At 63.0% G+C, this 26641-nt stretch carries 28 protein-coding genes; 19 read left to right on the top strand and 9 right to left on the bottom strand.

Annotation, left to right across the window (positions count from 1 at the left end):
* Positions 1-80 precede the first annotated feature (80 nt).
* From AMK05_RS23570 to AMK05_RS23525, 10 genes are all read left to right on the top strand, one after another.
* Positions 81-1412, top strand: a complete 1332-nt coding sequence (locus tag AMK05_RS23570) for a hypothetical protein (protein ID WP_064841727.1) — start codon at positions 81-83, stop codon at positions 1410-1412.
* A gap of 8 nt (positions 1413-1420) precedes the next feature.
* Complete coding sequence (locus tag AMK05_RS23565) at positions 1421-2023, top strand: hypothetical protein (protein WP_064841726.1); 603 nt, start codon at positions 1421-1423, stop codon at positions 2021-2023.
* A 34-nt stretch (positions 2024-2057) separates the two neighbouring features.
* Positions 2058-2396 carry a hypothetical protein gene (locus tag AMK05_RS23560; RefSeq protein WP_064841725.1) on the top strand — a complete coding sequence of 113 codons (339 nt, stop codon included), beginning with the start codon at positions 2058-2060 and terminating at the stop codon, positions 2394-2396.
* Between the two features lie 305 nt (positions 2397-2701).
* Complete coding sequence (locus AMK05_RS23555; RefSeq protein ID WP_064841724.1) at positions 2702-3133, top strand: acetyl-CoA carboxylase biotin carboxyl carrier protein; 432 nt, start codon at positions 2702-2704, stop codon at positions 3131-3133.
* Complete coding sequence (gene accC, locus AMK05_RS23550; protein ID WP_064841723.1) at positions 3133-4527, top strand: acetyl-CoA carboxylase biotin carboxylase subunit; 1395 nt, start codon at positions 3133-3135, stop codon at positions 4525-4527. The genes AMK05_RS23555 and accC overlap by 1 nt, the downstream gene beginning before the upstream one ends.
* Positions 4524-4949, top strand: coding sequence for an acetyl-CoA carboxylase biotin carboxyl carrier protein (locus AMK05_RS23545; RefSeq protein WP_064841722.1), 426 nt, complete (start codon positions 4524-4526; stop codon positions 4947-4949). Before accC ends, AMK05_RS23545 begins: the two co-directional genes overlap by 4 nt.
* The gene (gene pxpB / locus AMK05_RS23540; protein ID WP_064841721.1) at positions 4946-5653 is read left to right on the top strand and encodes a 5-oxoprolinase subunit PxpB; all 708 of its coding nucleotides are present in this window, start codon (positions 4946-4948) and stop codon (positions 5651-5653) included. The genes AMK05_RS23545 and pxpB overlap by 4 nt, the downstream gene beginning before the upstream one ends.
* Entirely contained in the window at positions 5650-6642 is a 993-nt protein-coding gene (locus tag AMK05_RS23535; RefSeq protein ID WP_064841720.1) for a biotin-dependent carboxyltransferase family protein, read from the top strand. The genes pxpB and AMK05_RS23535 overlap by 4 nt, the downstream gene beginning before the upstream one ends.
* 21 nt (positions 6643-6663) lie before the next feature.
* Positions 6664-7431 (top strand): 5-oxoprolinase subunit PxpA, encoded by a 768-nt coding sequence (locus tag AMK05_RS23530; RefSeq protein ID WP_064841719.1) that lies wholly within the window; start codon positions 6664-6666, stop codon positions 7429-7431.
* A gap of 61 nt (positions 7432-7492) precedes the next feature.
* Positions 7493-8695 carry a pyridoxal phosphate-dependent aminotransferase gene (locus AMK05_RS23525; protein ID WP_064841718.1) on the top strand — a complete coding sequence of 401 codons (1203 nt, stop codon included), beginning with the start codon at positions 7493-7495 and terminating at the stop codon, positions 8693-8695.
* Between the two features lie 6 nt (positions 8696-8701).
* On the opposite strand, the gene nac is transcribed toward AMK05_RS23525, so the two are convergent.
* The gene (nac, locus tag AMK05_RS23520) at positions 8702-9607 is read right to left on the bottom strand and encodes a nitrogen assimilation transcriptional regulator NAC (protein ID WP_064841717.1); all 906 of its coding nucleotides are present in this window, start codon (positions 9605-9607) and stop codon (positions 8702-8704) included.
* A 232-nt stretch (positions 9608-9839) separates the two neighbouring features.
* On the opposite strand from nac, the gene AMK05_RS23515 reads away from it, so the two are divergent.
* The 7 genes from AMK05_RS23515 to AMK05_RS23485 all read left to right on the top strand — a co-directional run bounded on the left by AMK05_RS23515 (position 9840) and on the right by AMK05_RS23485 (position 15742).
* On the top strand, positions 9840-10613 hold the full coding sequence (locus AMK05_RS23515; RefSeq protein WP_064841716.1) for an SDR family oxidoreductase: 774 nt from the start codon (positions 9840-9842) through the stop codon (positions 10611-10613).
* Positions 10610-11317: an amino acid ABC transporter permease gene (locus AMK05_RS23510; protein WP_064841715.1), complete on the top strand. Its 708-nt coding sequence runs from the start codon at positions 10610-10612 to the stop codon at positions 11315-11317. The genes AMK05_RS23515 and AMK05_RS23510 overlap by 4 nt, the downstream gene beginning before the upstream one ends.
* On the top strand, positions 11314-12069 hold the full coding sequence (locus tag AMK05_RS23505) for an amino acid ABC transporter permease (protein WP_064841714.1): 756 nt from the start codon (positions 11314-11316) through the stop codon (positions 12067-12069). The genes AMK05_RS23510 and AMK05_RS23505 overlap by 4 nt, the downstream gene beginning before the upstream one ends.
* Complete coding sequence (locus tag AMK05_RS23500; protein ID WP_064841713.1) at positions 12066-12830, top strand: amino acid ABC transporter ATP-binding protein; 765 nt, start codon at positions 12066-12068, stop codon at positions 12828-12830. The genes AMK05_RS23505 and AMK05_RS23500 overlap by 4 nt, the downstream gene beginning before the upstream one ends.
* Positions 12831-12861: 31 nt before the next feature.
* Positions 12862-13698 (top strand): ABC transporter substrate-binding protein, encoded by an 837-nt coding sequence (locus tag AMK05_RS23495; protein WP_064841712.1) that lies wholly within the window; start codon positions 12862-12864, stop codon positions 13696-13698.
* An 88-nt stretch (positions 13699-13786) separates the two neighbouring features.
* The gene (locus AMK05_RS23490) at positions 13787-14461 is read left to right on the top strand and encodes a 4-carboxy-4-hydroxy-2-oxoadipate aldolase/oxaloacetate decarboxylase (RefSeq protein ID WP_064841711.1); all 675 of its coding nucleotides are present in this window, start codon (positions 13787-13789) and stop codon (positions 14459-14461) included.
* 96 nt (positions 14462-14557) lie between these two features.
* Positions 14558-15742 carry a hypothetical protein gene (locus AMK05_RS23485; protein ID WP_064841710.1) on the top strand — a complete coding sequence of 395 codons (1185 nt, stop codon included), beginning with the start codon at positions 14558-14560 and terminating at the stop codon, positions 15740-15742.
* Here the strand turns inward: AMK05_RS23485 and AMK05_RS23480 are convergent.
* From AMK05_RS23480 to AMK05_RS23445, 8 genes are read right to left on the bottom strand one after another with little or no spacing between them, the layout of a single operon-like run.
* Positions 15739-16752 carry a succinylglutamate desuccinylase/aspartoacylase family protein gene (locus AMK05_RS23480; protein WP_064841709.1) on the bottom strand — a complete coding sequence of 338 codons (1014 nt, stop codon included), beginning with the start codon at positions 16750-16752 and terminating at the stop codon, positions 15739-15741. The genes AMK05_RS23485 and AMK05_RS23480 overlap by 4 nt on opposite strands.
* Before the next feature lie 31 nt (positions 16753-16783).
* Positions 16784-17128 (bottom strand): RidA family protein, encoded by a 345-nt coding sequence (locus AMK05_RS23475; protein ID WP_064841708.1) that lies wholly within the window; start codon positions 17126-17128, stop codon positions 16784-16786.
* A 35-nt stretch (positions 17129-17163) separates the two neighbouring features.
* Positions 17164-18474, bottom strand: a complete 1311-nt coding sequence (locus tag AMK05_RS23470) for an alanine racemase (protein ID WP_064841707.1) — start codon at positions 18472-18474, stop codon at positions 17164-17166.
* Positions 18467-19423, bottom strand: a complete 957-nt coding sequence (locus AMK05_RS23465; RefSeq protein ID WP_064841706.1) for an amidohydrolase family protein — start codon at positions 19421-19423, stop codon at positions 18467-18469. Before AMK05_RS23465 ends, AMK05_RS23470 begins: the two co-directional genes overlap by 8 nt.
* The gene (locus AMK05_RS23460; protein WP_064841705.1) at positions 19420-20361 is read right to left on the bottom strand and encodes an ABC transporter permease; all 942 of its coding nucleotides are present in this window, start codon (positions 20359-20361) and stop codon (positions 19420-19422) included. Before AMK05_RS23460 ends, AMK05_RS23465 begins: the two co-directional genes overlap by 4 nt.
* Positions 20358-21320, bottom strand: coding sequence for an ABC transporter permease (locus AMK05_RS23455; RefSeq protein ID WP_064841704.1), 963 nt, complete (start codon positions 21318-21320; stop codon positions 20358-20360). The genes AMK05_RS23460 and AMK05_RS23455 overlap by 4 nt, the downstream gene beginning before the upstream one ends.
* Positions 21317-22831 carry a sugar ABC transporter ATP-binding protein gene (locus tag AMK05_RS23450; protein WP_064841703.1) on the bottom strand — a complete coding sequence of 505 codons (1515 nt, stop codon included), beginning with the start codon at positions 22829-22831 and terminating at the stop codon, positions 21317-21319. The genes AMK05_RS23455 and AMK05_RS23450 overlap by 4 nt, the downstream gene beginning before the upstream one ends.
* A 21-nt stretch (positions 22832-22852) precedes the next feature.
* Complete coding sequence (locus tag AMK05_RS23445) at positions 22853-23923, bottom strand: ABC transporter substrate-binding protein (RefSeq protein ID WP_064841702.1); 1071 nt, start codon at positions 23921-23923, stop codon at positions 22853-22855.
* 222 nt (positions 23924-24145) lie between these two features.
* Here AMK05_RS23445 and AMK05_RS23440 point away from each other — a divergent pair, with 222 nt between their 5' ends.
* Both AMK05_RS23440 and AMK05_RS23435 read left to right on the top strand, forming a co-directional pair.
* On the top strand, positions 24146-24931 hold the full coding sequence (locus AMK05_RS23440) for an IclR family transcriptional regulator (RefSeq protein ID WP_064841701.1): 786 nt from the start codon (positions 24146-24148) through the stop codon (positions 24929-24931).
* 351 nt (positions 24932-25282) lie between these two features.
* The gene (locus AMK05_RS23435; protein WP_064841700.1) at positions 25283-26635 is read left to right on the top strand and encodes an LLM class flavin-dependent oxidoreductase; all 1353 of its coding nucleotides are present in this window, start codon (positions 25283-25285) and stop codon (positions 26633-26635) included.
* Positions 26636-26641 lie beyond the last annotated feature (6 nt).

Raw genomic sequence — 26641 nt, 5'->3', positions numbered from 1 at the left:
TTTATTACTTGCTAAAATTCTTGCGAGCGCCGATCGTCAACTTAAACTGGCAATCATAAAAGTCTTTTGAGGGGGAGCGGATGGGCACCCGGTTCAGGCTTTTTGTACAGCCTCCATTTGAAGATGCTCGGTCCAAGCCCGAGATCGTCGAAGTATCGTCTCCGTTGGGTAGCCTGACAGCTGGCCCAGCCGACGATCGCATGTTTGTTGTGGAGCCAGTCGGCAAAACCGGTCCTTACGGTTTGAACCGCGGGCCGCTCGGAACGCCCTATATCTATCTGCCGCCCTGGACGGGGAAAATCCTCGAGCCCGCCACCCCCGACGCTTGCGGCAATTTCGACTATCTCCGGCCTTCGACGCCCGGCTTCCAAGCCGCACATGTCTTCGGCTGCGTGCGGTTCACACTGGATGTATGGGAGCGCTATCTCGGCCAGCCGCTCACATGGCATTTTCGCGATTATTATGACCGGCTGGAAATCTCGATCCTGCCGCAATGGGACAACGCACAGTACGGCTATGGTTTCCTCGAAGTCGGGAGCCAGTTCGAGAACGATGGGCGCGTCCTTCCCTTCAGCCTCGATTTCGACGTCATCGCGCATGAGGTGGGACACGCGATCATCTTCAGCGTCCTGGGCGTGCCGCGCCTGGGAGCCGAGTATCCCGAATATCTTGGCTTCCAGGAGGCCTTCTCCGATTGCGTGTCGCTGATCGCGGCCATGCATTTTCCGTCCGTGATCGACAACGTTCTCACGGAGACGCGCGGTAACCTTTACCGCGCAAACCGCCTGTCACGCTTTTCGGAATTTTCGCCGCATCGCCAGATACGGTCGGCAAACAACAAAAGGACGATGGCCGAGTTCGCGCATGGGTGGAAGGACGAGCATGAGCTCTCGCAGCCGCTTACTGGCGCCATATTCGACATCCTCGTCGACATCTTTCATGAGAGCCTGGTGGCGCGCGGCTTGATCTCCCATGCCGTTGAAGATCTCGCAGATATTGCCGAGTTCGATCCGGCCGCCGAGGCGCCGGTGCAGCATGCTTTCGACCGTGCTTTCGCGCGGAACTCCGATGGGTTTGTCGAAGCACTGCTCGACGCACGCGATATCGTCGGGACGTATCTGGCGGAAACCTTGTGGGCTCTCGCTCCCGACTTTCTCGACTACGGCGACGTCGCGAGAACGATGCTTGCGATCGATCAGAACGAAAGTGGCGGTCAGTTCGCACGGATCATCAGTAGAAACTTCAGGCGACGGGCGATCGGTGAAGTGCACGCTGGCCCGCACCTCAAAGGCGGCGAGCATCACAGTCATGTCCACTCTGCGCGGACGTTACTGCCGATAGATTATCTGGAGCTTCCGAAGATGACCTTTCGCGAGAAAGTTCTGTTGTCGAGATCAGGCATTGGTCAATAACCAGATGGATGGAGGCAGACGTGGCAGACAACGAAACCTTGTTAGGTGTATCAGCGGTGTATCTCTTCGGGCGCGAACTGAGTGACCTTCTTCTGAGAGGCGACGTTTATCAGCCTCTGATCGGAAATCCATTAGGCGCGAACAGTTTTCTGAGGGGCCAGCTCAGCACGAACGAAGCGACCCTCGCGCGAATCTATGCTTTCTCTTTCGAGGGGACGTTCGTTGAACTGAGCCCACCGGCTATTTTCGTTGTCCACGGCAGCGGCCTGAATCCCGACGATCCCCCTCCGCGGAACGTCGATGGCGACATCGAATACGACAGATTGTCTCGGTCCCCAGGTTCGAGTGCACGAACAGGCCTCGGCTCCCAAATTGGAGCTCTCGCCAGGGATATGAAGGTCTGGATCTATGACAAGGACGATATCTCGATGAGGCTTGATGCCCAAACGGGAACCCTTGAGCAAATCCTGCTCTCGGTCGAGGCCTCGGCTGATCCTCGAGGAATGGCGAGCGGCGGATTGTCCCGGTCGGGCGGTGCCTTGTCCCGCTCCGGCGGCGTGATGTCGAGATCAGGCGGATTCATCCCACGCAGATCGGGCGATGGTGATTAATTTTTACGGATAGGGATGGACCAGGGAGGCGATCATGGCCGCAAAAACTACTCTCGAAATTGTGCGCTTGGACCCCAAGCCTGTGCAAGCTCCGCTACGCACACGAACGCCGTTTACACTCATAGGCAACGGCTTTGGCGAGGGGATGGATGTCTATGTATCTACCAAGCAAGATGGCAGCGATAGAATTGACGTCGAAGTACTTGCAGATGATTCTGCTACGAGCACGGACAAGGTATGGCCCGTCGTCGCCAAACCGGCGCTTGGCGCCAAGCCTACCGATACCACCAAAAAGCCGCCCGACCCACCCTTGTGGGTTGTGATAAAACTGAATGGCCAGAAGAGCGCCATACAAGGATTTTTGATCGTCTGATCGTTGACGGGCCACGTCAATTCGAGCCGACGGTCTACGACTTGGCGAGCCACTGTCCCCATGGGCAGTCTGTCTGAGGGGGCGCCGCTTCCAAAAACGCCTTTCTCCTCGATGGACTCTATTTCGTCTCGCCGGCCCGGCTGCCGTCAGGGGCCGGCCGGCGATAGTTCCCGCAGGGCCAATTGCGCTCCATCAAAACTTCGTCTGACCCCATCAACCCATACGTCGTGCTACGAAAATCACAACGCCGGGCGATCTGAAACTTCAGCTATGCGCGGTGGAATTCTGAAATTCCGAGCACGCACATGGACCTCTCGAAGATCAAGACGCTGATCGACTTTGTCGGACGATCGAACATTACCGAGCTGACGGTGACGGAAAAGGACGTGACGGTTCGGATATTCCGCACATCACTGGCAGAGGCAGTTGTTGCCGAGCCGTCGCAAAAGCTGGAATCGACGAAAAGCCCTGTCTCCCATGCGCCTTCCAGCGTCGAGAAAACCTCCCATGCGGTGACGGCGCCCGTCTTCGGCGTGCTGCACCGGGCTCCGACGCCCGGCGAGCCGCCGTTCGTCGCGATCGGTGACGCGGTGGAGGAGGGGCAGACCCTTTTCATCATCGAGGCGATGAAGGTCTTCAACACGATCGCCGCGCCGCGGTCCGGGCGCATCACGCACCTTACCGATATCGACAATGGCGAGGTCGAGACCGGCGACCTCTTGGCGGAGATCGCCTGATGCCGGAAAAGTTGGAACAATCCGCTGCCTCAGGACGCCGTTTCGATACGGTCCTCATCGCCAATCGCGGCGAGATCGCCGCCCGGGTTCAGCGCGCCTGCCGCGAACTCGGCCTCAAGACGGTCGCGATCTGCTCCGAGGCGGACAGGCAAGCGTCCTACATCAAAACCGCTGACAGTTTTCTCTGCATCGGCCCGTCGGCTGCGGGCAGGAGCTATCTCAATCAGGATGCTATTCTTCTCGCCGCACGCCTGACCGGTGCGGGCGCCATCCATCCCGGTTACGGTTTCCTGTCTGAGAACACCGCATTCGCCGACGCCGTCGAAAGGGCCGGACTGACTTTCATCGGTCCGACCGCTTCATCGATCGCGACCATGGGCGACAAGATCGCGGCGAAGCGGGCGATGATGGCGGCCGGCGTCCCCTGCGTTCCCGGTCCCGACAGCGCGCTGCCCGACGACCCGGCCGCAATCGAGCGCATCGCGCTGGAGATCGGCTATCCCGTCATCGTCAAGGCGTCCGGCGGCGGCGGCGGGCGCGGCATGCGCGTCGTGCTGAAGGCCGATCAACTGCATGAAGCGATCGCGCTGACGCGCGAAGAGGCGCGCAAGGCCTTCGGCTCACCCTCGCTCTACATGGAGAAATTCCTCCAGCATCCGCGCCACATCGAGATCCAGGTTCTTTGCGACGACCACGGCAATGCCGTGTGGCTGGGTCACCGGGATTGCTCGATGCAGCGCCGCCATCAGAAAGTGGTGGAAGAAGCGCCGGCGCCCGGGATCGCGCCCGATATCATTCAACCAGTCGGCATGGCTTGCGTCCAGGCCTGCCGTCAGATCGGCTACCGCGGCGTCGGCACCTTTGAATTCCTCTATGAGGACGGCGCTTTCTATTTCATCGAGATGAACACGCGGCTTCAGGTCGAGCATCCCGTCACCGAACTGACGAGCGGGGTCGATATCGTCCAGGCGCAGATAAAGGCGGCCCAAGGCGACGTTCTAGAGCTCGCCCAAGGCGATGTGAGTTGCGAAGGCCACTCTTTCGAATGCCGCATCAATGCCGAGGATCCCGACACCTTCCTGCCATCGGCCGGTGTCGTCACCCATCTGGTTTTGCCCCGGGGGCCAGGCATCCGCGTCGATACGCATATTCATCCCGGCTACAGGGTCTCGCCCTATTACGACTCCCTGATCGCCAAGCTGATCGTTCACGCGCCGACGCGGGCGAAAGCGATGGCCAGAATGTGCGAGGCGCTTGCCGGCACCGAGATCGAGGGCATCGCCACCAATATTCCCTTTCTGCGCGCCCTGTTCGAGGACCACGCATTCGCGCGCGGTGAGACGGATATCCACTATCTCGAGCATTGGCTGAAGCTGCGGAGGGCGGCGGCATGAACGCCATCGATTTCAGCGATCCCGCAACCATTGCATTTCTCACCGACGCGCTGACGGCCGCCGGCGTGGCGGGCCTCGAAATCTCCCGGCCTGACGGGCAGATTCGCATCGTCATTTCGGGGGAGGGCGGCGCCCGCATCAGCGTGCCGGCAGCCCCACCCCGCGCTTCGAACTCTGCACCTTTCGTCGTGAAGGCGCCGCTGGCGGGGCATTTCTGCGCCGAACATCCGGCCGCCGCCGTCACGCCCCAAACTCTGCCGCGCTCCATATCCGATGCCGATGTCCTCGGCTTCGTCAGGGTAGCACATGTGCTGCTTCCCCTTCGCGCCGGCCATTCCGGTGTTTTGACCAGGCTGCTCGCCGAGCCCGGCGCCCTGGTCGGCTTCGGCGACCCTCTGTTCGAAATCGAGCTGCCATCATGATCGCCACGACGAACAGACATGCCTCGCAACGCGAAATCGTTCCGGCCACCCAAAGCCGGGCGCGGGTTTCCGCAATCGGGGCCAGATCCTTCCTGCTCGAGGCGCCAGGCGATTTCGATCTCGTCGCACAGCGGCGGATCTGGGCTCTGTCCCGAACGGTGAAGGGCTGGCCTGATATTGCCGAAGACATTCCCGGGATGACCAATCTGCTGGTGATATTCAGGGAAACGCCCGAATATCCCGATGCGGTGGTCGCGCGGCTGCTGGACGCATGGGAGAATGCGCAGAGCATCGACCTCAACGGCAAGACCATCGAAATCCCCGTCCATTACGGCGGCGAATATGCGAGCGATCTTCCGGCCCTTTGCGATCTCTCGGGGCTTCGCGACCGCGAAATCGTCCGCATCCACTATGAAGCCACCTATCGTGTCTTCGCCTTGGGCAGCGCACCTGGTTTCGGCTATCTGCATGGCCTCGATCCGCGCATCTACATGCCACGGAAGACCGTGCCGTCGCTGAAGATGCCGAAGGGCTGCGTCACCATCGGCGGCATGCAGACCGGCGTCGCCATGCTGACAGGTCCGAACGGCTGGAACTCCATCGGATTTGCGACGCTTGACATGTTCGACCCAACCGCGCCGACCCCCGCCATGATGGCGCCCGGAGATACGGTACGGTTCCTGCCGGCAAGGATCGAGCTATGATCGAGATTTGCGAAAGCGGCCCTTTCAACACGGTGCAGGATCTGGGACGCCCCGGCTATCGTGATATCGGCGTGTCGGCGAGCGGCGCGATGGATCCGCTGGCGGTCAGGATCGGCAATATTCTCGTCGGCAATGACGAGAATGCGGCTGTGATCGAGGTGCAGACCTTTCCGTTCAGCCTGCGTTTCGAGCGGCGCACCGTCTTTGCCGTGACCGGCACCGACGGTCATCCTCACCTCGACGGATCGGAACTCATTCCTTGGTGCGCCTACGTGGCAGAGCTCGGACAGGTTCTCGAACTGAAGCAGCCCCGGCTGGCGCGCGCCTATATTTCGGTCGGCGGCGGGCTGGATATTCCAGTTGTCATGGGGTCGCGCAGCACGTCGCTGCGCGGCGGTTTCGGCGGCAATGCCGGCCGGCCGCTGGCGAAGGGCGATCGGATCGCGGTCGGCGAGGACTTGGAGATTGCCATGCTGCCGGCCACGGGCCTCGCCGTCATCGAGCCGGCCGTGGCACTGCGTGAGGTCTTCCCGGCGCCCGTCGATGGCGTGCTGCCGATCCGCGCCCTGCCTGCCGGCGAGCATGGTCTTTTCGCCGGAGACGGCGAAGCCTTCTGGAGCCAGACCTGGCGGATTTCCTCGCGCAGCGACCGCACGGGCTACCGCCTGTCCGGCGAGCCGATCACGCCGACCGCCACCATCGAGATGCGCTCTCATGGCGTCGTGCCCGGCGTGATCCAGGTTCCGCCCGGCGGCGAACCGATCGTGCAGATGAGCGATGCGAATACTGCCGGCGGCTATCCGAAGATCGCCGGCGTGATCGAATGCGACCTCTGGCGGCTCGGTCAGGCCCGCATCGGCGCCCGCCTGAAATTCGTCCGCTCGACGCATGCGGAAGCACGCGCGGTCGAACAGGCCGTGGCCCGTTACGTCGAGGATGTCAGGCTGACATCCGGGATGGTCAAGCGTGCCCTGAAGGCGATGGCCTAAGGGAGGCAAAAGGAGGAACGGATGAAGATCGATCTGAATTCCGACATGGGCGAAGGATTTGGTCCCTATCGGCTTTGCGATGACGAAGCGATGATGAAGATCGTCTCCTCGGCTAATATCGCCTGCGGTTTCCACGGCGGCGACCCCGATACGATGGGGCGCATGGTGCGGCTGGCAAAGCAGAATGGCGTCGGCATCGGCGCCCATCCCGGCCTGCCCGACCGGCTGGGCTTCGGCCGGCGCGAAATGCCCTTTCAGGCGGACGAGCTTCGCCAGCAGATGCTCTACCAGCTCGGCGCGCTGATGGCGATTGCCAGAACCGAGCGGGTCGCCGTCTCCCATATCAGCTTCCATGCGGCCATGGGTAACATGGTCAACCGCGACCCGGTCCTTGCCGATATGATGATGGATGCGATCGCGGCCGTCGACGCCAATCTCGTCGTTTTCGTCACGTCAGGCAGCGAGATCGAGCAGGCGGCGAAACGCGCGCGCCTGAAAACGCTAGCGCTTTTCCTCGCGGATCGGGCCTATGACGCCGGCGGCAAGCTTGTCACGCGTGGGCTGCCCGGAGCCGTCATCAAGGACGAAGCCGCCGTACGCGCCCGTGTGCGGAAATTCCTCGTCGACGGCAGCGTCGAGTCGATCGACGGTGCGGTGATCGCCATGCCGGCACGCTCCATTCTCGTCCACAGCGACACACCGGGCGCCCTCGAGCTCGCCGGCATCGTGCGCGGTGAAATCGAAGCCATGGGCGCCACCCTCGCACCTGCCGCCGAACTCGCCGAATAACGCAATTCCGATCGCCTGCGGGCGGTCTCTCGTTTCAATCCCTCATCGAAGGACCATGTCAATGTCCGTCATCGCCGACCGACTGAAAAACGTCTCCATTTCAGCATCCGCCGCCATGACCCAGCGGGCCCGGGAATTGGCGGCCAAAGGGATCAAGGTGGTCAGCCTCTCCTCCGGCGAGCCGGATTTCCCCACCCCGGCGCATGCGATCGAGGCGGCCCATGCGGCTGCACTTGCAGGCGATACGAAATATCCGCCGATGGACGGCACGCCGGCGCTCAAATCCGCCATCATCAAAAAGTTCAAGCGCGACAACAATCTCGACTACGACGCCAGCCAGATCGTCGTCTCCGGCGGCGGCAAGCAGGTGATCTTCAATGCCATGCTGGCGACCTGCAATCCGGGCGACGAGGTCGTCATCCCGACGCCCTCCTGGGTCAGCTATGCCGACATCGTCAAATTCGCCGGCGGCGTGCCGGTCGCCGTCCCCTGCCACGAGCAGACCGGCTTCAAGCTGCGCCCGGAGGATCTGGAAGCGGCGATCACGCCGCGTACCAAATGGCTCTTCCTGAATTTCCCGAACAATCCCACCGGCGCCGCCTGCTCGCGGGCGGAGATGGCCGCTATCGCCGAGGTCATGCTGCGCCATCCCAACGTCTGGATCATGACCGACGATATCTACGAACATCTGGTCTACGACGACTTCCAGTTCTGCACGATTGCGGAAGTCGAGCCGAGACTATACGACCGCGTCCTGACGATGAACGGCGTCTCCAAGGCTTACGCCATGACCGGCTGGCGGCTCGGCTTCTGCGCCGGCCCGAAAGAATTGATCTCGGCCATCAGCAACGTCAACGGCCAGAATGGCGGCGGCATCGCAACGCTGACCCAGGCGGCGGCGACCGCGGCGCTGGACGGGCCCCAAGACCTGCTGAAGGAGCGGGCGGCGATCTACAAAACGCGACGCGACTTCGTCCTCGACAAATTGTCGGAGGTGGAAGGGCTGCGCTGCCATCGGCCCGAAGGCGCCTTTTATATCTATCCCAATATATCGGGGCTGATCGGCAAGACCAGCAAGGGCGGGCGAAAGATCGAGACCGACGTCGATTTTGTCATGGGCCTGGTTGAGGAGCATCATGTCGCGACTGTGCAAGGCGCGGCTTACGGAATGAGCCCCTTCTTTCGCATTTCCTACGCGACAAGCATGGAAAAACTCGGGGAAGGCTGCGCGCGTATCGCCCAGTTCTGCAAGGAGATGCGCTGACCGCTTTTAACCCTTCAGCCGCGCCGTCAATTCCAGAAGGATGTCGCGGACGGCAAGGGCCGGTTCCGACAGGGGATTCTGGTCGGAAACGCAAAGCGACAGGGTTTCTTCGATCCGCGGCGAGACCAGCCGGCAGATCAGCGGCTCGCTCGATTCCGAGACGATGCGATCGGCAATCGCCTTCGGCATGATCGTCGCGCCGAGGCCGCTGCCGACCGCGCGGGCGAGCGTGCGCACGATCTCGACCTCCGCCACGACCTTCAAATTGGTGCGTGTGCGGGTGAAGGCAGTGTCGACCGCGCGGCGGACGAAGTTATAGGCCGGCGGCAGGAGCAGCGGTATGCCGTCGAGAGCGTTGACCGCAACGGGTTTCGTATCCGTTTCGATGGCAAAGTCGCGATGGGCGACCAGAAAAAACTCTTCGCTGAGGATCGGTTCGAAGCGCACGCCTTTGATCGGTCCGGTTCCATGCAGAAGCGCCATCTCCAGCCGGCCGTTCATGATCATCTGGCTATAGGTCTGGCCGACGCTTTCTGTCAGGTGCAGCAGAATACCGGGATGCCGCTTCCGGGTTTCCGCCAGCAGATCGACGGAGAGCGTCGCCGCACTGCTGAACGGCACCAGGCCGACCGAGACGCGCCCGGCAAGCGAATTGCCTGCCGCCGATGCATCGGCCTGCGCCTGTTCCATCTGCCGAAGGATGATCTGCGCATGGCGATATACCGCGTGCCCGGCATCGGTCATGCTGACGCCCTGCTGGCTGCGGATCAGCAGCTTGTGGCCGAAATGCTCTTCCAGCGCCGCGAGCTGCTGGCTGAGAGCCGGCTGGGCGATATGCAAGAGATCCGCCGCTCGCGTGATGCTGCCGCTGTCGACGATCACGATGAAAGATTTGAGGCGTCTGATGTCCATGGGGATCGGGGTACCGTTCTGATCTGCGGATGGCATGTTTGCAGAGGCGCATTGCTTTTGCAACGCGGCGCGGCCTGAAGCGGGGCCGCGAGAGAATACCGGCATCGCCGCTTTCTCTTCTTCGGCAGACCGCGCCGGCTCCATAACCGTTGCTTATTGCTCCAGAGATAATCGGTCTTAGGCAAGGGGTTAAAGCTTCGCTACTGTCTCAATCAACCACAAGGGAACGACAATGCCATTCTCCGATTACAAGACCGCATTGGTGACCGGCGCATCCTCCGGGATCGGCGCAGCCGTGGTTGAGCGGCTTCGCCGGGAGAATATCGAGGTCCATGCCGTTGCCCGCAGCGCTGAAGCGCTGCAGCAGCTGGCCGAGCGTACGGGCTGTATTGCCCATGCCATCGATGTGACCGACCGTCCGGCGATCGCCGAGCTCGCCGGCCGGGTGGAGTTCGACATTCTCGTCAACAATGCCGGCGTCGACCGGCCGAAGAAGTTCCTGGAAGCCGACGAGGGCGATATCGACCTCCTCGTCGACGTCAATCTCCGCGCGGTTCTGCACATCTGCCGCCTGGTGGTGCCGGGCATGGTGGCGCGCGACCGCGGCCATGTCATCAATATCTCGTCGATCGCCGGCGCTTATAATTTCGGAGGCAACTCCTCCTATCACGCCACCAAGGCCGGCGTGAGCATGCTGTGCAACCAGCTGCGCATCGACGCGTTCGGCAAACGGGTGCGGGTCACCGAAATCTGCCCCGGCCGCGTCGCCACCGATATTTTCAATCACGTCCACGGCGATGATCCGAGCATTCGGGAAAAGTTCATCGACGGTTTCGAACTGCCTGAAGCGGCCGATATCGCCGACGCGATCGCCTTCGCCATATCGGCTCCCGTTGCCGTCAACATCGGACACATGGAGATCACGCCGACGCTACAGGTCATGGGCGGCCTGCAGACCGCAAGGCCGCAGCCGAAGACGGCTCCATCCGGGGAGCCAGGCTCGTGAGCGGCTTCGACCTTTCGGCAATCCTGGGGAATCCCGAATATGCCGCCATGCTGCTGCATGGCATCGAGATGACCTTCATCATTTATGCCGGGTCCTGGTCTCTGGCGATGGCGCTCGCACTGCTGCTGCTGTGTGTGCGCCTGTCGCCCTTCCGCTTTGGCGATCCGTTGGTCGCCGCTTACGTATCCTACCACCGTAACGTCCCCACCCTGGTTCAGCTGATGCTGTGGTATTTCGGGATTTTCACCCTGATGCCGAACGGGGTGGCGACTTGGCTCGCAAGCCACAATGCCGAGGCGATCTTCGCGGTGATCGGGCTCGGGCTCTGCCAGGCAGCCTATTTCAGCGAAGACCTTCGTTCGGGCGTGCGCTCGGTCGGTCCCGGCCAGATGGAGGCAGCCCGCGCTCTCGGCCACGGTTACGTCTCGGCGATGCGTTTCGTCATCATGCCGCAGGGCGTGCGCAACGCGCTGCCGCCGCTCATCAATCACAGTGTCTCCCTGTTCAAGAACAGCAGCCTCGCCGTCGTCATCGGCGCGTCGGAACTGACCCATGCGGTCAAGGAAATTGAAAACCTCAGCTTCCGCACCTTCGAGATCTACCTGATCGGCACGGTTCTCTACCTCTTCTTCTCGCTCGTGATCATGAGCATCGGCGCCTATCTGTCGATGCGCGCCGATCCTGCCAGGAGTGCGCGCGCATGATCCACGACATGATCGCCATCGTCCGCGACTACTGGCTGCTGCTCCTGATCGGCCAATATCCGAACGGACCGCTCGGCGGGCTCGCCAATACGCTGATCCTGTCGGCGCTCAGCATCGCTCTCGCCTTTCCGATCAGCATCCTGTTTGCAATGGCGCGGCTCTCCAAATCGCCGCTGCTGCGCTGGCCGGTCACCGCCCTTGTCTATTTCACCAGGGGCGTGCCGCTCTTGATGCTGATTCTGTGGAGCTATTTCCTGGTTCCGCTGCTGACCGGCGCCGACGTGCCGAGCTTCGTCACCATGCTGACGACGCTCGTGGTCTATCAGAGCGCGTTTTTGAGCGAAGTCGTCAGAGCCGGCATCGTCGCGCTCGGTCCCGGCCAGATGGATGCGGCGCGGGCGCTTGGCCACAGCTATATCGGCGCAATGCGCTACATCATCCTGCCGCAGGCGCTCTACAACATGATCCCGAGCATCCTCTCCACCTTCGTCTCGACGATCAAGGATACGACGCTCGGTTACGTGATCAACGTGCCGGACCTGACCTTTGCCGCAAGCCAGGTCAACAACCAGCTGCTGACGCAGCCCTTCCAGGTCTTCCTCATCCTGGCGATCGTCTACTTCGCCATCTGCTGGACGCTGACCTACTTCGCAAATCGCCTCGAGCGGCGCATCACGCGGCGGCGTGCGGGACTTCTCAACGTCCCCGCCGCCGTGGTCACGCCGTCGAAAATCGTATCGGAGCAGCTATGACCATGTCCGTTTCAATGCAGGAATCGCAGACGATCCGGCTTTCACGGGTCTGCAAGAGCTATGGCGACTATCCGGTTCTGAAGGATATCGACGCCGAGGTGGCGCGCGGCGAGGTCGTGGTCATCTGCGGACCGTCCGGTTCGGGAAAATCGACGCTGATCCGCACGATCAATCGTCTTGAGGAGATCAACAGCGGATCGATCACGCTGGACGGACAAGATATTCATGCCTCGATGCGGGCAAAGGCGCTCAATGCGATGCGCAGCCGGATCGGCTTCGTGTTTCAGAACTTCAACCTGTTTCCGCATCTTTCGGTCGCCGAGAACGTATCGATGTCGCCGATCCGGGTGAAGGGCGTGGCGCCCGGTATCGCGCATGAAAAGGCCCTCAAGCTGCTCGATCGGGTCGGCCTCGCCGACAAGGCCCGCGCCTATCCCGGGCAGCTGTCTGGCGGTCAGCAGCAGCGGGTGGCGATCGCCCGTGCGCTTGCCATGGAACCGCCGGTGATGCTGTTCGACGAACCGACGAGCGCACTCGATCCCGAAATGGTCGGCGAAGTGCTCGCGGTCATGAAGAGCCTGGCCGCCGAAGGCATGACCATGCTCTGCGTCACCCACGAAATGGGTTTTGCGCGCGATGTCGCCGACCGGATCTGGTTCATCGATGCCGGCCAGATCATCGAAACGGCAACTCCCGAGGACTTCTTCAAAAATCCGACCCATCCCCGGGCTCAGCGTTTCCTCGCTGATCTCAGGCATTGATACCAACCACCAAAAACAAAGGAGAACAGCAATGAACTGGAAATACCTAAGCCTCACCGTCGCATTTGCCGGCCTGGCAGCCGCCTTGCCCGCGAAAGCCGATCAGCTCGACACCATCATGTCGGCCAAGACCCTGCGCTGCGCGACGTTCGCCGACGTTCCTCCCTTCGCTTCGCCGGATCCGAAGACCCGCGAAATGGCCGGCTTCGACGTCGATCTCTGCGGCGCCATCGCCAAGGAATTGGGCGTCAAGGCCGAGATCAAGCCGGTTTCGGTCGAAGCCCGCGTGCCGGAGGTCAAGCTCGGCCGCGTCGACATCACCGTCGCCAACCTTGCCTATACGCTGAGCCGCGCCGAGCAGATCCAGTTCAGCGATCCCTATTATCTCGCCAAGGAGATGCTGATCGTGCCGGCCGACGATGCCGGCAAGTCGAAGGCCGATTACGCCGGCCAGCGCATCGCTTCGACCAAGGGCTCGACCTCGGAAATGTCGATCAAGCTCAACAAATCCGACCCGCTGACCTTCCAGGATACCGCTTCGGCCTACCTCGCCGTCCAGCAGGGCAAGGCGCGCGGCATGGTCGCCAACACCATGACGACGACCAAGTTCGTCAATGAATCGAAGAGCAAGGGCAAGGAAATGCGGATGATCGAGGAGCCGATGCTCTATCAGCCGATCGGCATCGGCATGGCCAAGGATCAGCCGGCGCTGACCGCCAAGATCAACGAGATCCTGCACAAGCTCGACGAGTCCGGTGAAATCAACAAGATCTGGGACAAGTGGCTCGGCCCGAACACCGAGTACAAGATGACCCGCACGGACAAAGTCGTGCCGCTCGCGCAGCTGAAATTCGACCCGATCCCGTAGACCGACCGGTCTCGGAACCTCCCGAAGACATTCAACCGAGATAAGACGGCGGGATTTGCCCGCCGTCTACCAACGATGTGAGGCACCCATGATTCATATAAAAGACATCGCTGAACGGCCCAGCAAAGCTGACATCGAGGCCGTTTCGAAATTTTCGCCGGCGACCATCCACGAAGCCCAGGGCCGCCGCGGCGCACTTTCCTCCCGCCTCAAGCCCGTCGACTACCGCATGAAACTGTGCGGCCCGGCATTCACGGTCAAATGCGCGCCGCGCGACAACATCATGCTGCAGCTCGCCATCAACTATGCAAAGCCCGGGGATATCATCGTCGTCTCGGCCGGCGAATACGAAGAGGCCGGCTCCTTCGGCGACGTGCTTGCCAATGCCTGCCTTGCCAAGGGCATCGGCGGTCTCGTGACCGATACCGGCGTGCGCGACACACTGCAGTTGCGGGAACTCGGTTTCCCCGTCTTCTCCCTCAGCGTCTGCATCAAGGGCACGGTGAAGGAAACCATTGCGGCGGTGAACGACCCGATCATCGTCGGCGGCGAAACCATCAATCCCGGCGACATCATCGTCGGAGATGCCGACGGCCTGGTGGTCGTGCGCAGGCAGGAAGCGCAGGAGGCAGCGAGGCTTTCGCAGGCGCGCGAAGATGCCGAAGCCGGTTACATCGCTGCCTACAAGGCGGGAAAATCGGTCATCGAGGTCAGCAATCTGGAAGCGGTGCTGAAAGCCAAGGGCCTTGTCGTCGACATCTGACAAGGAACAGCAAAAGGCCTGAGCGCGCCAAAGTCACTCTGGACACTATTATGGACACATGTTCTATAAAGTGGACAGACTTGAGCGGAGCGCGCCATGCACCTTTCCATGTGGACTTACCCCTGGGATATCCAGGACCAAGGGCTCGATGCGATTGCCGCCGAGCTTCGCAACAGGGTAGGCCTCAACACGATCAGCATGGCGACCTCCTATCATGCCGGCCGCTTCCTGCAGCCGCGCAGCCCGCAGCAAAAGGCCTATTTTCCCGAGGACGGGACGGTCTACTTCCGGCCGGACGAGAGCCTGTGGCAGGACAAGCTGATCCGGCCGCTGATGGCGGAGAATGTCACCGAGCGCGGCGACATGCTGGAGGCGCTGACCAGGGGACGCGACGCGACCGGTCTGCGGGTCTCCTGCTGGACGGTCTGCCTTCACAACAGCCGCCTCGGCATGCTGTATCCCGACCACGTGACGCGCAACGCCTTCGGCAATCCCAACTATTATAATCTCTGCCCCTCCAGCCCGGCGGCGCGCGCCTATGCCGTCACCCTTGTCCGCGACATCACGGAGAATTACCGGCCGGATATGGTGGAGTTGGAAAGCCCGAACTTCATGGGCTTCGCGCATGAATACCATCATGAGAAAGACGGCGTCGGCCTCAATGCCGAGGATGATTTCCTGCTGTCGCTCTGCTTCTGCGACCATTGCACGGCGCGCGCGGCAAAGGCCGGTGTACCGGTCGAAGGCGCACGCCGAACGGCTGCGCGCTTCATCGCCGAATTCTGCGAGCGTGATGTCCCGGAACGCCAGTTCCCGGATTTTCCGGCGGCCGGCATCGACGCCTTCCGCGACCACCCCGATCTGCACGCCTATCTCGCCTGGCGCAGCGAACCGGTGACCAGCCTGATCGGTGAGATCAAGGCGGCGGCCGATCCGGCGAGCCGGATCGTGCTGATCGACCTGAAGGACGGCTGGCTCGGCGGCGTCGATCTCTCAGCTGTCGGCAAGCTCTGCGACGGGGCGATCCTCTGCTGCTACGACATGACGCCGGATGCTGTCGCCGATGTCATGCGCGCCGGCCGGGCGGCACTTGGATCGGAGAAATTCCTCGGTGTCGGCCTGCGCGTCTTCTATCCCGAGGTCGGTGAAGCCTCGGTGCTGGCGGCACGCGCCCAGGCGGCCGTCGATGCCGGCGCTGACGGCGTGAACTTCTACAATTACGGCCTGATCCCGGCCAAACGTCTCGACTGGGTCAGGGCGGCAGTCGACGGGCTTCGCTAAGCGGCAATCGGTTCGGCGACCTGGATCAGGCAATCGCCGGCCTGGCTGTCGCAATGCAGCCGGTGGGAAATGACGATACCGCCCTCGGCAAAGCACAGCTCTTCCTCCGGCTGCTCCAGGCGTTCCAGGTCATGATACCATCCGGCCAGGTCGCCGGCCGAAACCATGGCGCCAAGGGCTGCGGCCGGCTCGAACCAGCCTCTGCGATCGGCGTAGATGCCCTGGCTGTGCCGGGACAGCGAGAGGAGTTGCAGCGGCCCAAGCTCAGCCAGTGGCGTGCGGGAAAGGACCGGACGCCTAATAATGCCGAGCGCCAAAAGCAGCCGATCGATCGCTGCCGCCGTGAAGGCCATCGTCGCAGGCGTCACGCTTCCACCGCCGCCGAACTCGCCGGAAAGACCGACGATACCGGCCCTTGCCGCAGCCCCCATCGATGTCGGCGCCGCCGGGCCATTGTCAGCGATGAAGGCATGCGATGCGCCCATCGCCCGCGTCAGCGCGACCGACCGCTCGAAGCGGACGGCGTCGGCCTGCCGCTCGATCAGCGTGCAGGGCAGGTGCGCCATCGACGTGCCGCCCGAATGCAGGTCGAGCATGACGTCATGGCGCGGGAAGAGTTCGTGTTCGAGGAAATGCGCCAAGCGCGCCGTTGGGATCCCCGCGGGATCGCCGGGAAAAGCCCGGTTGAGGTTGCCGCCGTCGAAGGGCGAGCAGCGTTTGGCCGCCATCACCGCCGGCAGGTTCGCCATCGGCAGGATGGTGACGGCGCCACTTATATCAGCAACATCAAGCAGGCGCATCAGCCGGCCGAGCTGCAGTTCGCCCTCGTATTCGTCGCCGTGGTTGCCGGCCATCAGCAGCAAAGACGGCCCTTCGCCATTTTTGAGGCGAAGGATCGGAATGCGGATCTGATAGTAAGGCGAACGGTCGATCGAATAGGGAATGGCGAGATGGCCGGCCTGCCGGCCCTCACGCGAAAAGTCGATCGGATTGACGAGGCCGCTATGCATGGTCCCTCCAGTGCGGGGCGGTGCCGCGCAGTTACAGCGCCGCGACCGCGGTCATTTCGACGCGCAGGTCCGGGTCGGCCAGGCGCGCTTCGGTGCAGGCGCGGGCCGGCGGGTTTTCGATGTCGATCCAGCTGTCATAAACGCCGTTCATCGCCTCGAAATCGGTAATCGCCGGCAGGAAGACGTTAACGGCGAGGAGACGCGAGCGATCGGTGCCGGCTTCCTGCAAAAGGGCGTCGATCTTGCCGAGCACATCGCGGGTCTGCTCCTCGATATCAGCCTTGCGATTTTCCGCGACCTGGCCGGCAATATAGACGAGACCGCCATAGCTGACGGCCTGGCTCATACGCGAGCCCTTCTGATAACGCTGGATCATGCAGCTTTTCCTTTTCTTGGTTTTGCAGGGAGAATTCAGCCGAAGCTTGTGAAATAGGCTGCCGTCACCGAATGATCCGGATCGAGGCCGTAAAGGATCGCATGCCGGTCCAGGCAGGTGCAGGGATGCGAGATGCCGAACTCGATGACGTCGCCCACGGCGACGTCGCTGTCATCGGCAAGCGCCATGAAGGCGTGCTGGTCGTTGAGGCGGAAAACTCTGGCGCCGTCGAGATCGGCAAGGTGCACGCCATTGCGATAAAGCGCCAGCGGCCGCGGCAAGTCCTGGTCCATCGCCACGTCGCGCATGCCCATGCCTGCAATCGCAAGCCCTGGCTCCGGCCGCGACAGGACCTCGGCCCAGACCCTGAGCGTCGGACGGAAAGCCGCCGCCGCGGAAACGATCTCGCCGCCGATGCGAAAGCCGCCGCGCGCATCGAGACCGGCAAGGCCACGCTCATAGACGCCATGGTCGTGAAAGAAGATCGCGCCGCTGCGCAGCACGAGCCGGCAGGCGGGATCGGCCGCGACGACGGCCGAAAGCCGCGCGACGACGATGTCGAAAAACACCGAACCGCCTGATGTGACGAGAAGCGGCCGCTCTCTTCCGATGCGGACGCGGATCTTCGGCAGGAAATCTGATGTCATCGCCATCAGCGCGTCGATGCGAAGCATCGTTTCTTCCGGATCGGCGGTCGCGGCCGCACCCTCATAGGCGGCGATGCCGCTCAGCCGCAAGGCCGGCGTCTCCACGGCAAGGATTGCGTCGAGAATTCCCGCCGCGGCTTCGGCGCTACGAAGACCGGCGCGGCCGGCGCCGAATTCCACCAGCAGGCCAAGAGGCGGCAGATCGGCGCGCTCCTGCCAGGCGAAGGCAAGCGCCTCGACGAGCGCTGTCGAATCCACGAAGACATGGAGCTCCGCATCGGGATAATGGCCGAGCAGGGCCGCCAGCCGGCAGGCCGCGGCGACCCCGCCGATCTCGTTGGCGAGGATCAACCGGCGCTGTCCGGCCTTGAGCAGCACGGCGGTCTGACGAATGTCGGCAACCGTCGCGCCCCAGGCGCCCGCCGAAAGAAGCATGTCCGCCAGCGCCGTCGACATCGGCGTCTTGGCGTGCGGCGCGATTTCGGCCCTATTGCTCTTCACATAGGCCATCATCAGCTCGACATTACCGGCGAAGGCCTGCCGGTCGAGCGAGATCAGCGGCAGCGCCATCCGGCCATCATAGGGCCTCCATCCCCGGGTTCCGATGGCCACGAGCGGCAGCGGCGGGTGGCCGGGCGGAAAGCCCCGCACCCGCTCGTCGATCAGCACGTTTTCGGTCGCAGTTTGAAGATCAGACATGGGAACCTCTCCCGATCTCGGCCGGATCGGCCAAACCAAGGCGATAGGTGTCGTTGGCGGTGGCAAAGAACAAAGCGCGTTGCTCGTCCAGAGAGAACTCGGCGGCGACCGTGCGGAACACCTGATAGACCTGGTCGAAAGAGGCATGCAGGCCTGCGACCGGGAAGTCGCTGGCAAACATCGCACGTTCAGGGCCGAAACAAGCGAGGCAATGTTCGATCACCGGCCGCAGGCTTTCGAGCGTCCACGCATGGTCATAGGCGACGAGGTCGGAGATCTTCAGGCGCAGGTTCGGCTCTTTGCCGAGCGCCCGCAGGCCGCGGTGCCAGAGCGCCATGCCGTCCTCCGTCCGGTCGATCGGGCTGCCGCCGTGGTTGAGGACGAAAAGCGTGTCGGGAAAAGCCTGCACCAGATCGAGCGCCTCAGCCATCTGCCAGGGATAGAGCATCAGGTCGAAGACCAGCCCGAGCCGCATGGCATGGGCAAGCCCCGCGCGCCAGGCGGGATCGGCCATGCGATCCGGACGCGATGCAAAACGCTTCGCCACATCGGGATGCCAGCTCAGAATATCGCGGATGCCGACGACGTTGGGGTTTTCCGCTTCGGCTTCGAGCAGGCGCGCGGCATCCGGACCGTCGAGGGGAACGCGGGCGATATAGCGGCGGGCCACGCCGGAACTGCGGTCGAGACCCTCAAGCCAGCGGCTCTCCTCCAGCGGATAGGCAACCGACCAGCCGGCCTCCACATGCACCGTCGCAATGACGTTCTGTCGCGCGGCATCGGCGCGATAATCGTCGATGCCGTAATCACGCAGGATCGGTCCGAGGTTTCCGACCACCATCTCCTCGCCGGTCTCGCGCGCTTTCTGAAGCCAGGGATGGCGCTGCAGGCTGAGGTCCCAGAGATGATGATGCGGGTCGATCACCGGCCCGTCATAGCGCTTCGTCATCTGCGCGCCTCGCGGCCGGAAACGAGCAGCAGGGCAAGGATCAGCGTGCCGAACATGATCGAGCGCCAGCCGGGCGAGGCGTTGACGACGGTGATCAGCGCCGTCGTGGTGACGAGCAGGATCGCCCCCGGAATGGTGCCGGCATAGGTGCCGCGGCCGCCGAGGATGGAGGTGCCGCCGAGCACGACGGCGGCGATCGAGGTCAGCAAATAGGGGTCGCCGATGCCGACATAACCTTGCCGGTTCATGCCGAGCACGAGAATGCCGGCAAGCCCGGCGAAGAAGCCGGACAGGGTATGGGCGATCAGTGTGTTGCGGGTGATGCTGACGCCGGAAAGCCGGGCGGCGAGCGGGTTTGCCCCGAGCGCCACGAACCGGGCGCCGATCGGCATGCGGTGGACGAGCAGCAGCACGACGATCGAGACGGCGAGCCATAGCAGAATTCCCGAGGGAATGCCGAGCGGCCGCGCCTGCCCGAGCAGAATGACGGCCGGATTGCTGACGGTGACGGCGCTGCCGCCGGCGACGATGACCAGCAGCCCCTGCAGGAAGGTCGCCATGGCGAGCGTCATGATGATCGGCGGCACGCGAAGATAGGCAGCACCCGCACCGTTCATCAGGCCGATGCCGGTGGCGATGGCAAGCGCCGCCGCGATGCCGGCAAGGCCGGTCGGATCCCAGGCCGGCGAGATCAGCGGCAGCAGGATCGCCGTGACAGTGATGACAGCACCGACGGAAAGATCGATGCCGCCCATCAGGATGACGAGCGTCTGGCCGGCCGCGACGATGCCAATCACCGCGGCGAGTTCAAGCAGGTAGCGCAGATGGCCATAGGCGCCGAAACCGCGCAGCGTGACGCTTGCGACGATCCAGACGAGCGCGACCAGAAGGAAGGTGAGCAGCGGTGGATTGCGAAACGCGGATCTGACGATGTTCATCGCCTTGCCCTCCAACCCTTAAGAAGTTCCGGAATGGCGACCGCCCCGACGATGATCAACCCTTGAGCGACATATTGCGCAACCGGCGGGAAGCCGAGGAAAAACATGACGTTGATCATCACGGAGAGCAGCAAGCTGCCGCAGATCGCGCCGCGCATCGTGCCCTTGCCGCCGAGGAAGCCGACGCCGCCGAGCACGGCGGCGGCGATCGAGTTCAGCGTGAAGGGTGTGCCGATCACGGGATCGCCCGAGCCGGTCTGCGCCGCGACGAAAAGGCCGGTCAGCGCCGCAAGCAGACCGGAGAGCGCGAAGGCTGCGACCTTCACCTGCTCGACCGGGACCCCGGAGCGGAATGCGCCGACCGGGTTGTCGCCGGCCGCATAGATGCCGAGGCCGAGCGGCGTTGCGAGAAAGGCTTTCCAGAGCAGGAGGATAACGACCAGCAGCAGGAAGGCAACCGGCGTGTGGCCGGCAAGCGCCGTGGACAGCCAATCGGGAATGAACCCGCCCGGCCGCGGCAGCAGGATCAGCGCGACGCCGCTGATGATGAAGGAGCCGGCCAGCGTGACGATGATCGCCGGCAATCTCAGATGCGTCACGATGGCGCCGATGACGGCGCCGATCGAAAGGCCGGCGAGCGCGACAGCCAGAATGCCGCCCGGCACGCCGAGCACCCCTTGCATCGTCGTCGCCGCGATCACCGCGCCGAGACTGACGAGCGGGCCGATCGCCAGGGTGATGCCGCCGTTCAGCATCAGCAGCGCCTGCGCCATGGTAACGAGCGCGAGCGGGAACCAGTTCTGCGTGAATTTGGAGAAACCGCCGACGGACAGGATGCCGGGAAAGAGCACCGCATAGAGGATGAGAAAGGCGGCAACGACGAGATAGAGGCCGGCGAGGCCGCGGTTGCGGCGGAGCTGGATCGAACCGTAGAGCCGGGAGGATGAAATCATGCTCATGCCGCCTCTCCCTGCGTCGCAGCCGCGATACCCATGGCCGCACCGACGATCGCGCCTTCGCTGATCGCATCCTGCGACAGTGTTGCCGCGACGCTGCCTTCGCGCAGAACCACGACGCGGTCGCAGAGATGGACGAGCTCCGGCGTATCGGAACTGACGAGAATGACGAGCCGCCCCTCGGCGGCGAAGGCGCGCAGCATCAGGTAGATTTCCCGCTTGGTCTCGATGTCGACACCGCGCGTCGGATCGTTGAGAAGCAGAATGGACGGATCGAGCGGCAGCCATTTGGCGAGCGCCACCTTCTGCTGGTTGCCGCCGGAAAGCGCCTGCACCGGGCGGGCCGTATCGCCCTTGATCGTCAGCCGGCAGGCGAGATCGGCGACCAGGCCGGTTTCCGCCGTCAGGTCGCGCAGCCCCTTGCGGGCGAGCCGTCCGAGCGAGGGCAGGACGAGATTGGCGGCGATGGAGTGGGGCAGCACCAGTCCCTCATGTTTGCGGTCAGCCGGCACATAGACGATACCCGCCGCATTCGCCGCGCCGACATTTGCGGGCAGACCGGGATTTCCCGATACTTCCGCCCGGGCCGCGGACGCGGGAATCGCGCCATAGAGGCCGAGCAGCAGGTCTTCCTGCCCCTGTCCCACCAACCCGCCGATACCGACGATCTCGCCGGCCCGGGCGGAGAAGCCGATATGGCGCACCATGCCGGCGGAAAAATTCTCGACGCTGATGCGCATCGCGCCGGGCTTAGCGGCGACACGCGGCGGGAACAGGTCACCGGTCTCGCGGCCGACCATCAGGCGGACCAGCCCCTCGCCGTCGATGCCGGAGAGCGACTGATCGGCCGTGACCCCGCCGTCTTTCAGCACCGTGACATGCGAGCAGAGCGCCTGCACCTCGTTCAGGCGGTGGGAAATATAGAGAAGTGCGATGCCGCGGCCCTTGAGCGTTTCGATGAGGCGGGCAAGGATGCCGGCTTCATGCGCGGAGAGCGATGAGGTCGGCTCATCCAGGATCAGCACGCGCGGTTTGCGGAACAGCGCCTTGGCGATCTCCACCATCTGACGGCGGCCGAGCGCGAGATCGGCGACCGGCATGTCGAGCAGTTCAGTGAGCCCGACCATATCGCAGACCTCCTGCACGCCGCGATGCAGCGCTGCGTAATCGATCAGGCCGAACCGGCGCGGAAAGGCGCCGGTCCCGATGTTTTCGGCAATCGACAGGCTGGCCGTCAGGCTCAGCTCCTGCTGAACCACGGCGATACCGGCCGCGCGCGCCGCCGCCGGGCTGAAACGCCCGACAGGCTTGCCGTCGATGAGGATGGAGCCGCTGTCCGGCTGAAGGGCGCCGGACAGGAGATTGATCAGCGTCGACTTGCCGGCGCCGTTTTCGCCGAGCAGGGCGTGAACCCTGCCCGGCAGAAGGGCGATGTCGACGCCCTTCAAAACGGGGTTTCCGAAAAATCCCTTGAACACCTGCCGGGCTTCCAGCAGGGGCCGTTCTTCCGTCATGACGGTGTCCTCAGCTCAGGATTACTTGGCAAGCAGCTTGTCGAAGAGCGCCTGGTCGTAATCCGAGTAGATGTAGCCGTCGGCCGGGAACTTGTCGGCGCGGGCGAGGTAGCTGCCGATGGTGCTGTCGTCGATGACGGGCAGCGGCACCTTGACGAAGGAAGGCACGTCCTTGCCTTGTAGCGCCTGCACAGCGGTATAGACGGAAAGCGCGCCGAGCCAGTTTGGCTGCATCGTCGCCCAGCCCTTCAAGCCCTTCTCCTTCCAGAGTTCCAGGAACTGCCTGGCGTTTTCGCCCGTCGTCGGCACCTGGTCGCGGCCCTGGCGCTCGAAGGCGAGGACGGAGCCGGCCGACAGCGCGCCGCCGAGCGACAGCACGCCGTCGATCTCGGGATTGGCAAACAGCAGGCTGGTCATCGCTTCCTGTGCGGGCGCGACGTTATATTCGGTGTTGGTCTCGGTGATCACTTTGAGACCCGGATTGGCGTCGAGGACCGGCTGGGCGCCCTTGCGGCGATCATCGCTGACCGAAATGCCGGCCGGGCCGTTCATGATGATGATCTTGCCCTTGCCGCCGAGCTGGCTGACCATCCACTTGGCCGCCGTCGCACCCCATTCGTTGGAATCGGTGTTGATCTTCGCCGTCACCTTGTCGGTGTTCACAAGGCTGTCGAAATTGACGACGGCGATGCCCTTGTCACAGGCATCTGAAATGACGCGGTCGAGCGCGTTGGAGGAGCCGGCGATGACGACGATGGCGTCGACATTGGCGTCGATCATCGACTGGATATGCTGGATCTGCGTCTGGGCGTTGCCCTGCGCGTCGGTGATCATCAGGTCCTTGACGAGACCGGCTTTTTTCAGCTCCTCCACCTCGGCCGTGATGGTGCCTTCGGTCTGCTTCATCCAGGTCGGCACCGAATAGATGTTCGCCCAGCCGACCGTATAGGGCGCTTTCCTATCGCCCTTGATGCAATTGGCGGCGGCCAAGGCCGTGCCCGTGGAAAAGACGAGGAGGGCCGCGGCAGCGGCAGCACCGGCGAGAAGGCGGCGGCGCAGTGAAGCGGAAATGTTGTTTTCAAAATTCTTCATGTCGATCCCCTTTTTTGTGCGGCAGCCTTGACGGCCTGCCATCAATGTCCAATATATTGTACATATGATCTTTATACCGGACGAGGCGATCTTATGCCGATTTTTCCACCTCGCAAGAGGGGTGAAAAAAATTTTCGTCTGCTGTGAAATCACGGAGGCCGGTTGACAGATGCGGCGGAGGATTTGAAAAGCTTGGCCGAACAGAAATTGGGATCGACAGCAATGGATGCAGTTCAGGACGAAGCAGCCGGCAAACGCGCCCGCGGGCTCGACCGCGCCTTCGAAATCCTCGATTTCCTGCGCCAGAAACGGCAAGCGCTGAAGCCGAACGAAATCGCAGCGCAGATCGGCGCGCCGCGCTCCTCGGTCTACGAACTCGTCAACCTGCTGCTGAGCAACGGCATTCTGGAATTCACCGGCGGCGAGGGACGGGTCTATCTCGGCCGCAAACTCTATTTCCTCGGCGCCGCCTATGAAAATCATTTCGATTTCACCCGCGAATGCGAGGCGACGCTGGAACGGCTTGCCGACGAGACACGCGAGACGGCGCAGTTCTGCATGCTGGATGGCAACCGGTATACGGTGGTGCGCATGCGCGAAGGCGCGCGGCCGTTCCGCATTTCGACCGATGTCGGCCAGTCGGTGCCGATCCCGTGGACGGCGTCGGGACGGCTGCTGGTTGCGCATCTTTCGGATCAGGACATCCTGAATTTCATTCCGCCGCAGGATTTCCGCCTGCCGGGCGGCGAATGGCTCGAGCCCCAGACCTTCATCGCCGAGGTGCGCCAGGCCGAGCGCGAGGGCCTCTTCACCTTCAACAGCATCGTCGACAGCTTCACCCATTGTTTTGCCGTGCCGGTGCGCGGCGAGGAAGGCCATGCCGCCGCAACGGTCTGCCTCGTCACCCCGCGCGACGACGGCATCGCCAACCGGGACCGCTATCTCGACTGCCTGAAGAAGGCCGCCGCCGGCCTGGAGCATGCCCCAGCCCGGCCAAAACGAGGCTGACGCCCGGGCAGAAACATATGATCGATCGCCGGCGATACGGGAATCGTGCATAAACCGGTCACCAGCGGCATGCCCTTTTAGTCACGCGCCCCAGGCTCTTCGCCGGGCTCGCGGAATGCTGCGTATCGACCTATCCGGACCGAAGACGTGGAAGACCTCCCCGTTTAGCCCGATCGTTGATTTCCAGATTCAAGCCAATCCCGAAAATCTATTCACTCTTCTCCCGAAACTACGGAATGAAGTTTCTCTATAAAATCTATGGAGAACGTATTTTAGTACTCCGGCAGCCGACCTTTCATACCTTGGCTTGGGAAAGACCGGGCTGCGGACGGCAAACGGAGAGGACACGAAATGACACGGAAAATCAGGCTTGGAGCATTTCTCCCCGGTGGCGGTCAGCACGTCGCCTCGTGGCGCCATCCCGACCAGCCGGCCGACGGCGCCACCAGTTTCGAGTTTCACAAGCAACTCGCCCTGACGGCTGAGCGCGGCCTCTTCGATGCCTACTTCCTGGCCGATGGGCTGGCCGTCGGTTTTGGCGGCGCACGCGAAGGCGGCAATGCCCGTGTCGCCGGCTTCGAGCCCGTCACCTTGTTTTCCGCACTCGCGCCTCTGACCACCCATCTCGGCTTTATCGCCACCTCCTCGACCACCTATGAGGAGCCTTATACGACCGCCCGTAAATTCGCTTCGCTCGATCTGATCTCGGAGGGCCGCGCCGGCTGGAATGTCGTGACCACCACGGGTGATCTCACGGCGCAGAACTTCAATCGCGACACGCAGCTTCCGCATGCCGAGCGCTATCGCCGTGCCGCCGAACATGTCGACGTCGTCCGCAAACTCTGGGAGAGCTTCGAGGACGACGCGTTCATCCGCGACAAGGAGAGCGGCGTGTTCTTCGATCCGGCGAAGTTGCACGATACCGACCATCGCGGCGAGCATTTCAGCGTGCGCGGCCCGCTCAACGTCTCGCGCTCGCCGCAGGGACATCCCGTCATCGTCCAGGCCGGGCAGTCGGACGACGGGCGCGGGCTTGCCGCGGCAACGGCCGAAGTGATCTTCACCGCCCATCAGCACATCGAAACCGCCCAGGAATTCTACCGTGATATCAAGGCACGCGCCCGCGGTCTCGGTCGCAACCCCGATCACATCCTGGTCATGCCCGGCGTCTCCGCCTTCGTCGGCAGGACCGAAGCCGAGGCGCGGGAGAAGTATGATCGCCTGACCTCGCTCATCGTCGAAGAGGACGGGATCGGCCTCCTCAACGGCCTGACCGGCGGCACGCTCGACCTGCACGGTTATGATCTCGATGGTCCTCTGCCGCCGGCGCCGCCGACGGAAGGCATGAAGAGTCGCCAGGCCCTCATCCGCCAGATCGCCGATGAAAACAACTTCACCATCCGCCAGCTCTATCAGTGGATCGCATCGGCCCGCGGCCACTACACCATCGTCGGCACGGCCGAGCAGATCGCCGACACGCTGCAGACTTGGTTCGAGAACGAAGCGGCCGACGGCTTCAACATTCTGCCGCCCTGGCTGCCGACGGCCCTCGACGATTTCGTCGATCTGGTCATCCCGGAACTGCAGCGCCGCGGCCTGTTCCGCACCGCCTATGAGGGCAGGACGCTCCGGGAAAATCTCGGCCTGCCTTTCCCCGCCAATCGATGGGCTGCCGAACACGCAGCCCTTCAGGCAGCAGAGTGAGGAGCG

This window comes from Rhizobium sp. N324 (genome assembly GCF_001664485.1).
Taxonomy (GTDB): domain Bacteria; phylum Pseudomonadota; class Alphaproteobacteria; order Rhizobiales; family Rhizobiaceae; genus Rhizobium.
The sequence above is the reverse complement of the archived record's forward strand: the minus strand, read 5'-3'. Positions and strand labels throughout refer to the sequence as shown.

Excerpts from the sequence above, each read along its gene's own strand:
- AMK05_RS23555 (WP_064841724.1), top strand. The coding sequence starts at position 2,702 with ATGGACCTCTCGAAGATCAAGACGCTGATCGACTTTGTCGGACGATCG.
- AMK05_RS23545 (WP_064841722.1), top strand. The coding sequence starts at position 4,524 with ATGAACGCCATCGATTTCAGCGATCCCGCAACCATTGCATTTCTCACC.
- AMK05_RS23480 (WP_064841709.1), bottom strand. The coding sequence starts at position 16,752 with ATGCATAGCGGCCTCGTCAATCCGATCGACTTTTCGCGTGAGGGCCGG.
- AMK05_RS23505 (WP_064841714.1), top strand. The coding sequence starts at position 11,314 with ATGATCCACGACATGATCGCCATCGTCCGCGACTACTGGCTGCTGCTC.
- AMK05_RS23435 (WP_064841700.1), top strand. The coding sequence starts at position 25,283 with ATGACACGGAAAATCAGGCTTGGAGCATTTCTCCCCGGTGGCGGTCAG.
- AMK05_RS23470 (WP_064841707.1), bottom strand. The coding sequence starts at position 18,474 with ATGTCTGATCTTCAAACTGCGACCGAAAACGTGCTGATCGACGAGCGG.
- AMK05_RS23570 (WP_064841727.1), top strand. The coding sequence starts at position 81 with ATGGGCACCCGGTTCAGGCTTTTTGTACAGCCTCCATTTGAAGATGCT.
- nac (WP_064841717.1), bottom strand. The coding sequence starts at position 9,607 with ATGGACATCAGACGCCTCAAATCTTTCATCGTGATCGTCGACAGCGGC.
- AMK05_RS23465 (WP_064841706.1), bottom strand. The coding sequence starts at position 19,423 with ATGACGAAGCGCTATGACGGGCCGGTGATCGACCCGCATCATCATCTC.
- AMK05_RS23475 (WP_064841708.1), bottom strand. The coding sequence starts at position 17,128 with ATGATCCAGCGTTATCAGAAGGGCTCGCGTATGAGCCAGGCCGTCAGC.
- AMK05_RS23485 (WP_064841710.1), top strand. The coding sequence starts at position 14,558 with ATGCACCTTTCCATGTGGACTTACCCCTGGGATATCCAGGACCAAGGG.
- AMK05_RS23490 (WP_064841711.1), top strand. The coding sequence starts at position 13,787 with ATGATTCATATAAAAGACATCGCTGAACGGCCCAGCAAAGCTGACATC.
- AMK05_RS23560 (WP_064841725.1), top strand. The coding sequence starts at position 2,058 with ATGGCCGCAAAAACTACTCTCGAAATTGTGCGCTTGGACCCCAAGCCT.
- AMK05_RS23565 (WP_064841726.1), top strand. The coding sequence starts at position 1,421 with ATGGAGGCAGACGTGGCAGACAACGAAACCTTGTTAGGTGTATCAGCG.
- AMK05_RS23535 (WP_064841720.1), top strand. The coding sequence starts at position 5,650 with ATGATCGAGATTTGCGAAAGCGGCCCTTTCAACACGGTGCAGGATCTG.
- AMK05_RS23440 (WP_064841701.1), top strand. The coding sequence starts at position 24,146 with ATGGATGCAGTTCAGGACGAAGCAGCCGGCAAACGCGCCCGCGGGCTC.
- pxpB (WP_064841721.1), top strand. The coding sequence starts at position 4,946 with ATGATCGCCACGACGAACAGACATGCCTCGCAACGCGAAATCGTTCCG.
- AMK05_RS23495 (WP_064841712.1), top strand. The coding sequence starts at position 12,862 with ATGAACTGGAAATACCTAAGCCTCACCGTCGCATTTGCCGGCCTGGCA.
- AMK05_RS23500 (WP_064841713.1), top strand. The coding sequence starts at position 12,066 with ATGACCATGTCCGTTTCAATGCAGGAATCGCAGACGATCCGGCTTTCA.
- AMK05_RS23450 (WP_064841703.1), bottom strand. The coding sequence starts at position 22,831 with ATGACGGAAGAACGGCCCCTGCTGGAAGCCCGGCAGGTGTTCAAGGGA.
- AMK05_RS23455 (WP_064841704.1), bottom strand. The coding sequence starts at position 21,320 with ATGAGCATGATTTCATCCTCCCGGCTCTACGGTTCGATCCAGCTCCGC.
- AMK05_RS23460 (WP_064841705.1), bottom strand. The coding sequence starts at position 20,361 with ATGAACATCGTCAGATCCGCGTTTCGCAATCCACCGCTGCTCACCTTC.
- AMK05_RS23525 (WP_064841718.1), top strand. The coding sequence starts at position 7,493 with ATGTCCGTCATCGCCGACCGACTGAAAAACGTCTCCATTTCAGCATCC.
- AMK05_RS23445 (WP_064841702.1), bottom strand. The coding sequence starts at position 23,923 with ATGAAGAATTTTGAAAACAACATTTCCGCTTCACTGCGCCGCCGCCTT.
- AMK05_RS23515 (WP_064841716.1), top strand. The coding sequence starts at position 9,840 with ATGCCATTCTCCGATTACAAGACCGCATTGGTGACCGGCGCATCCTCC.
- AMK05_RS23530 (WP_064841719.1), top strand. The coding sequence starts at position 6,664 with ATGAAGATCGATCTGAATTCCGACATGGGCGAAGGATTTGGTCCCTAT.
- accC (WP_064841723.1), top strand. The coding sequence starts at position 3,133 with ATGCCGGAAAAGTTGGAACAATCCGCTGCCTCAGGACGCCGTTTCGAT.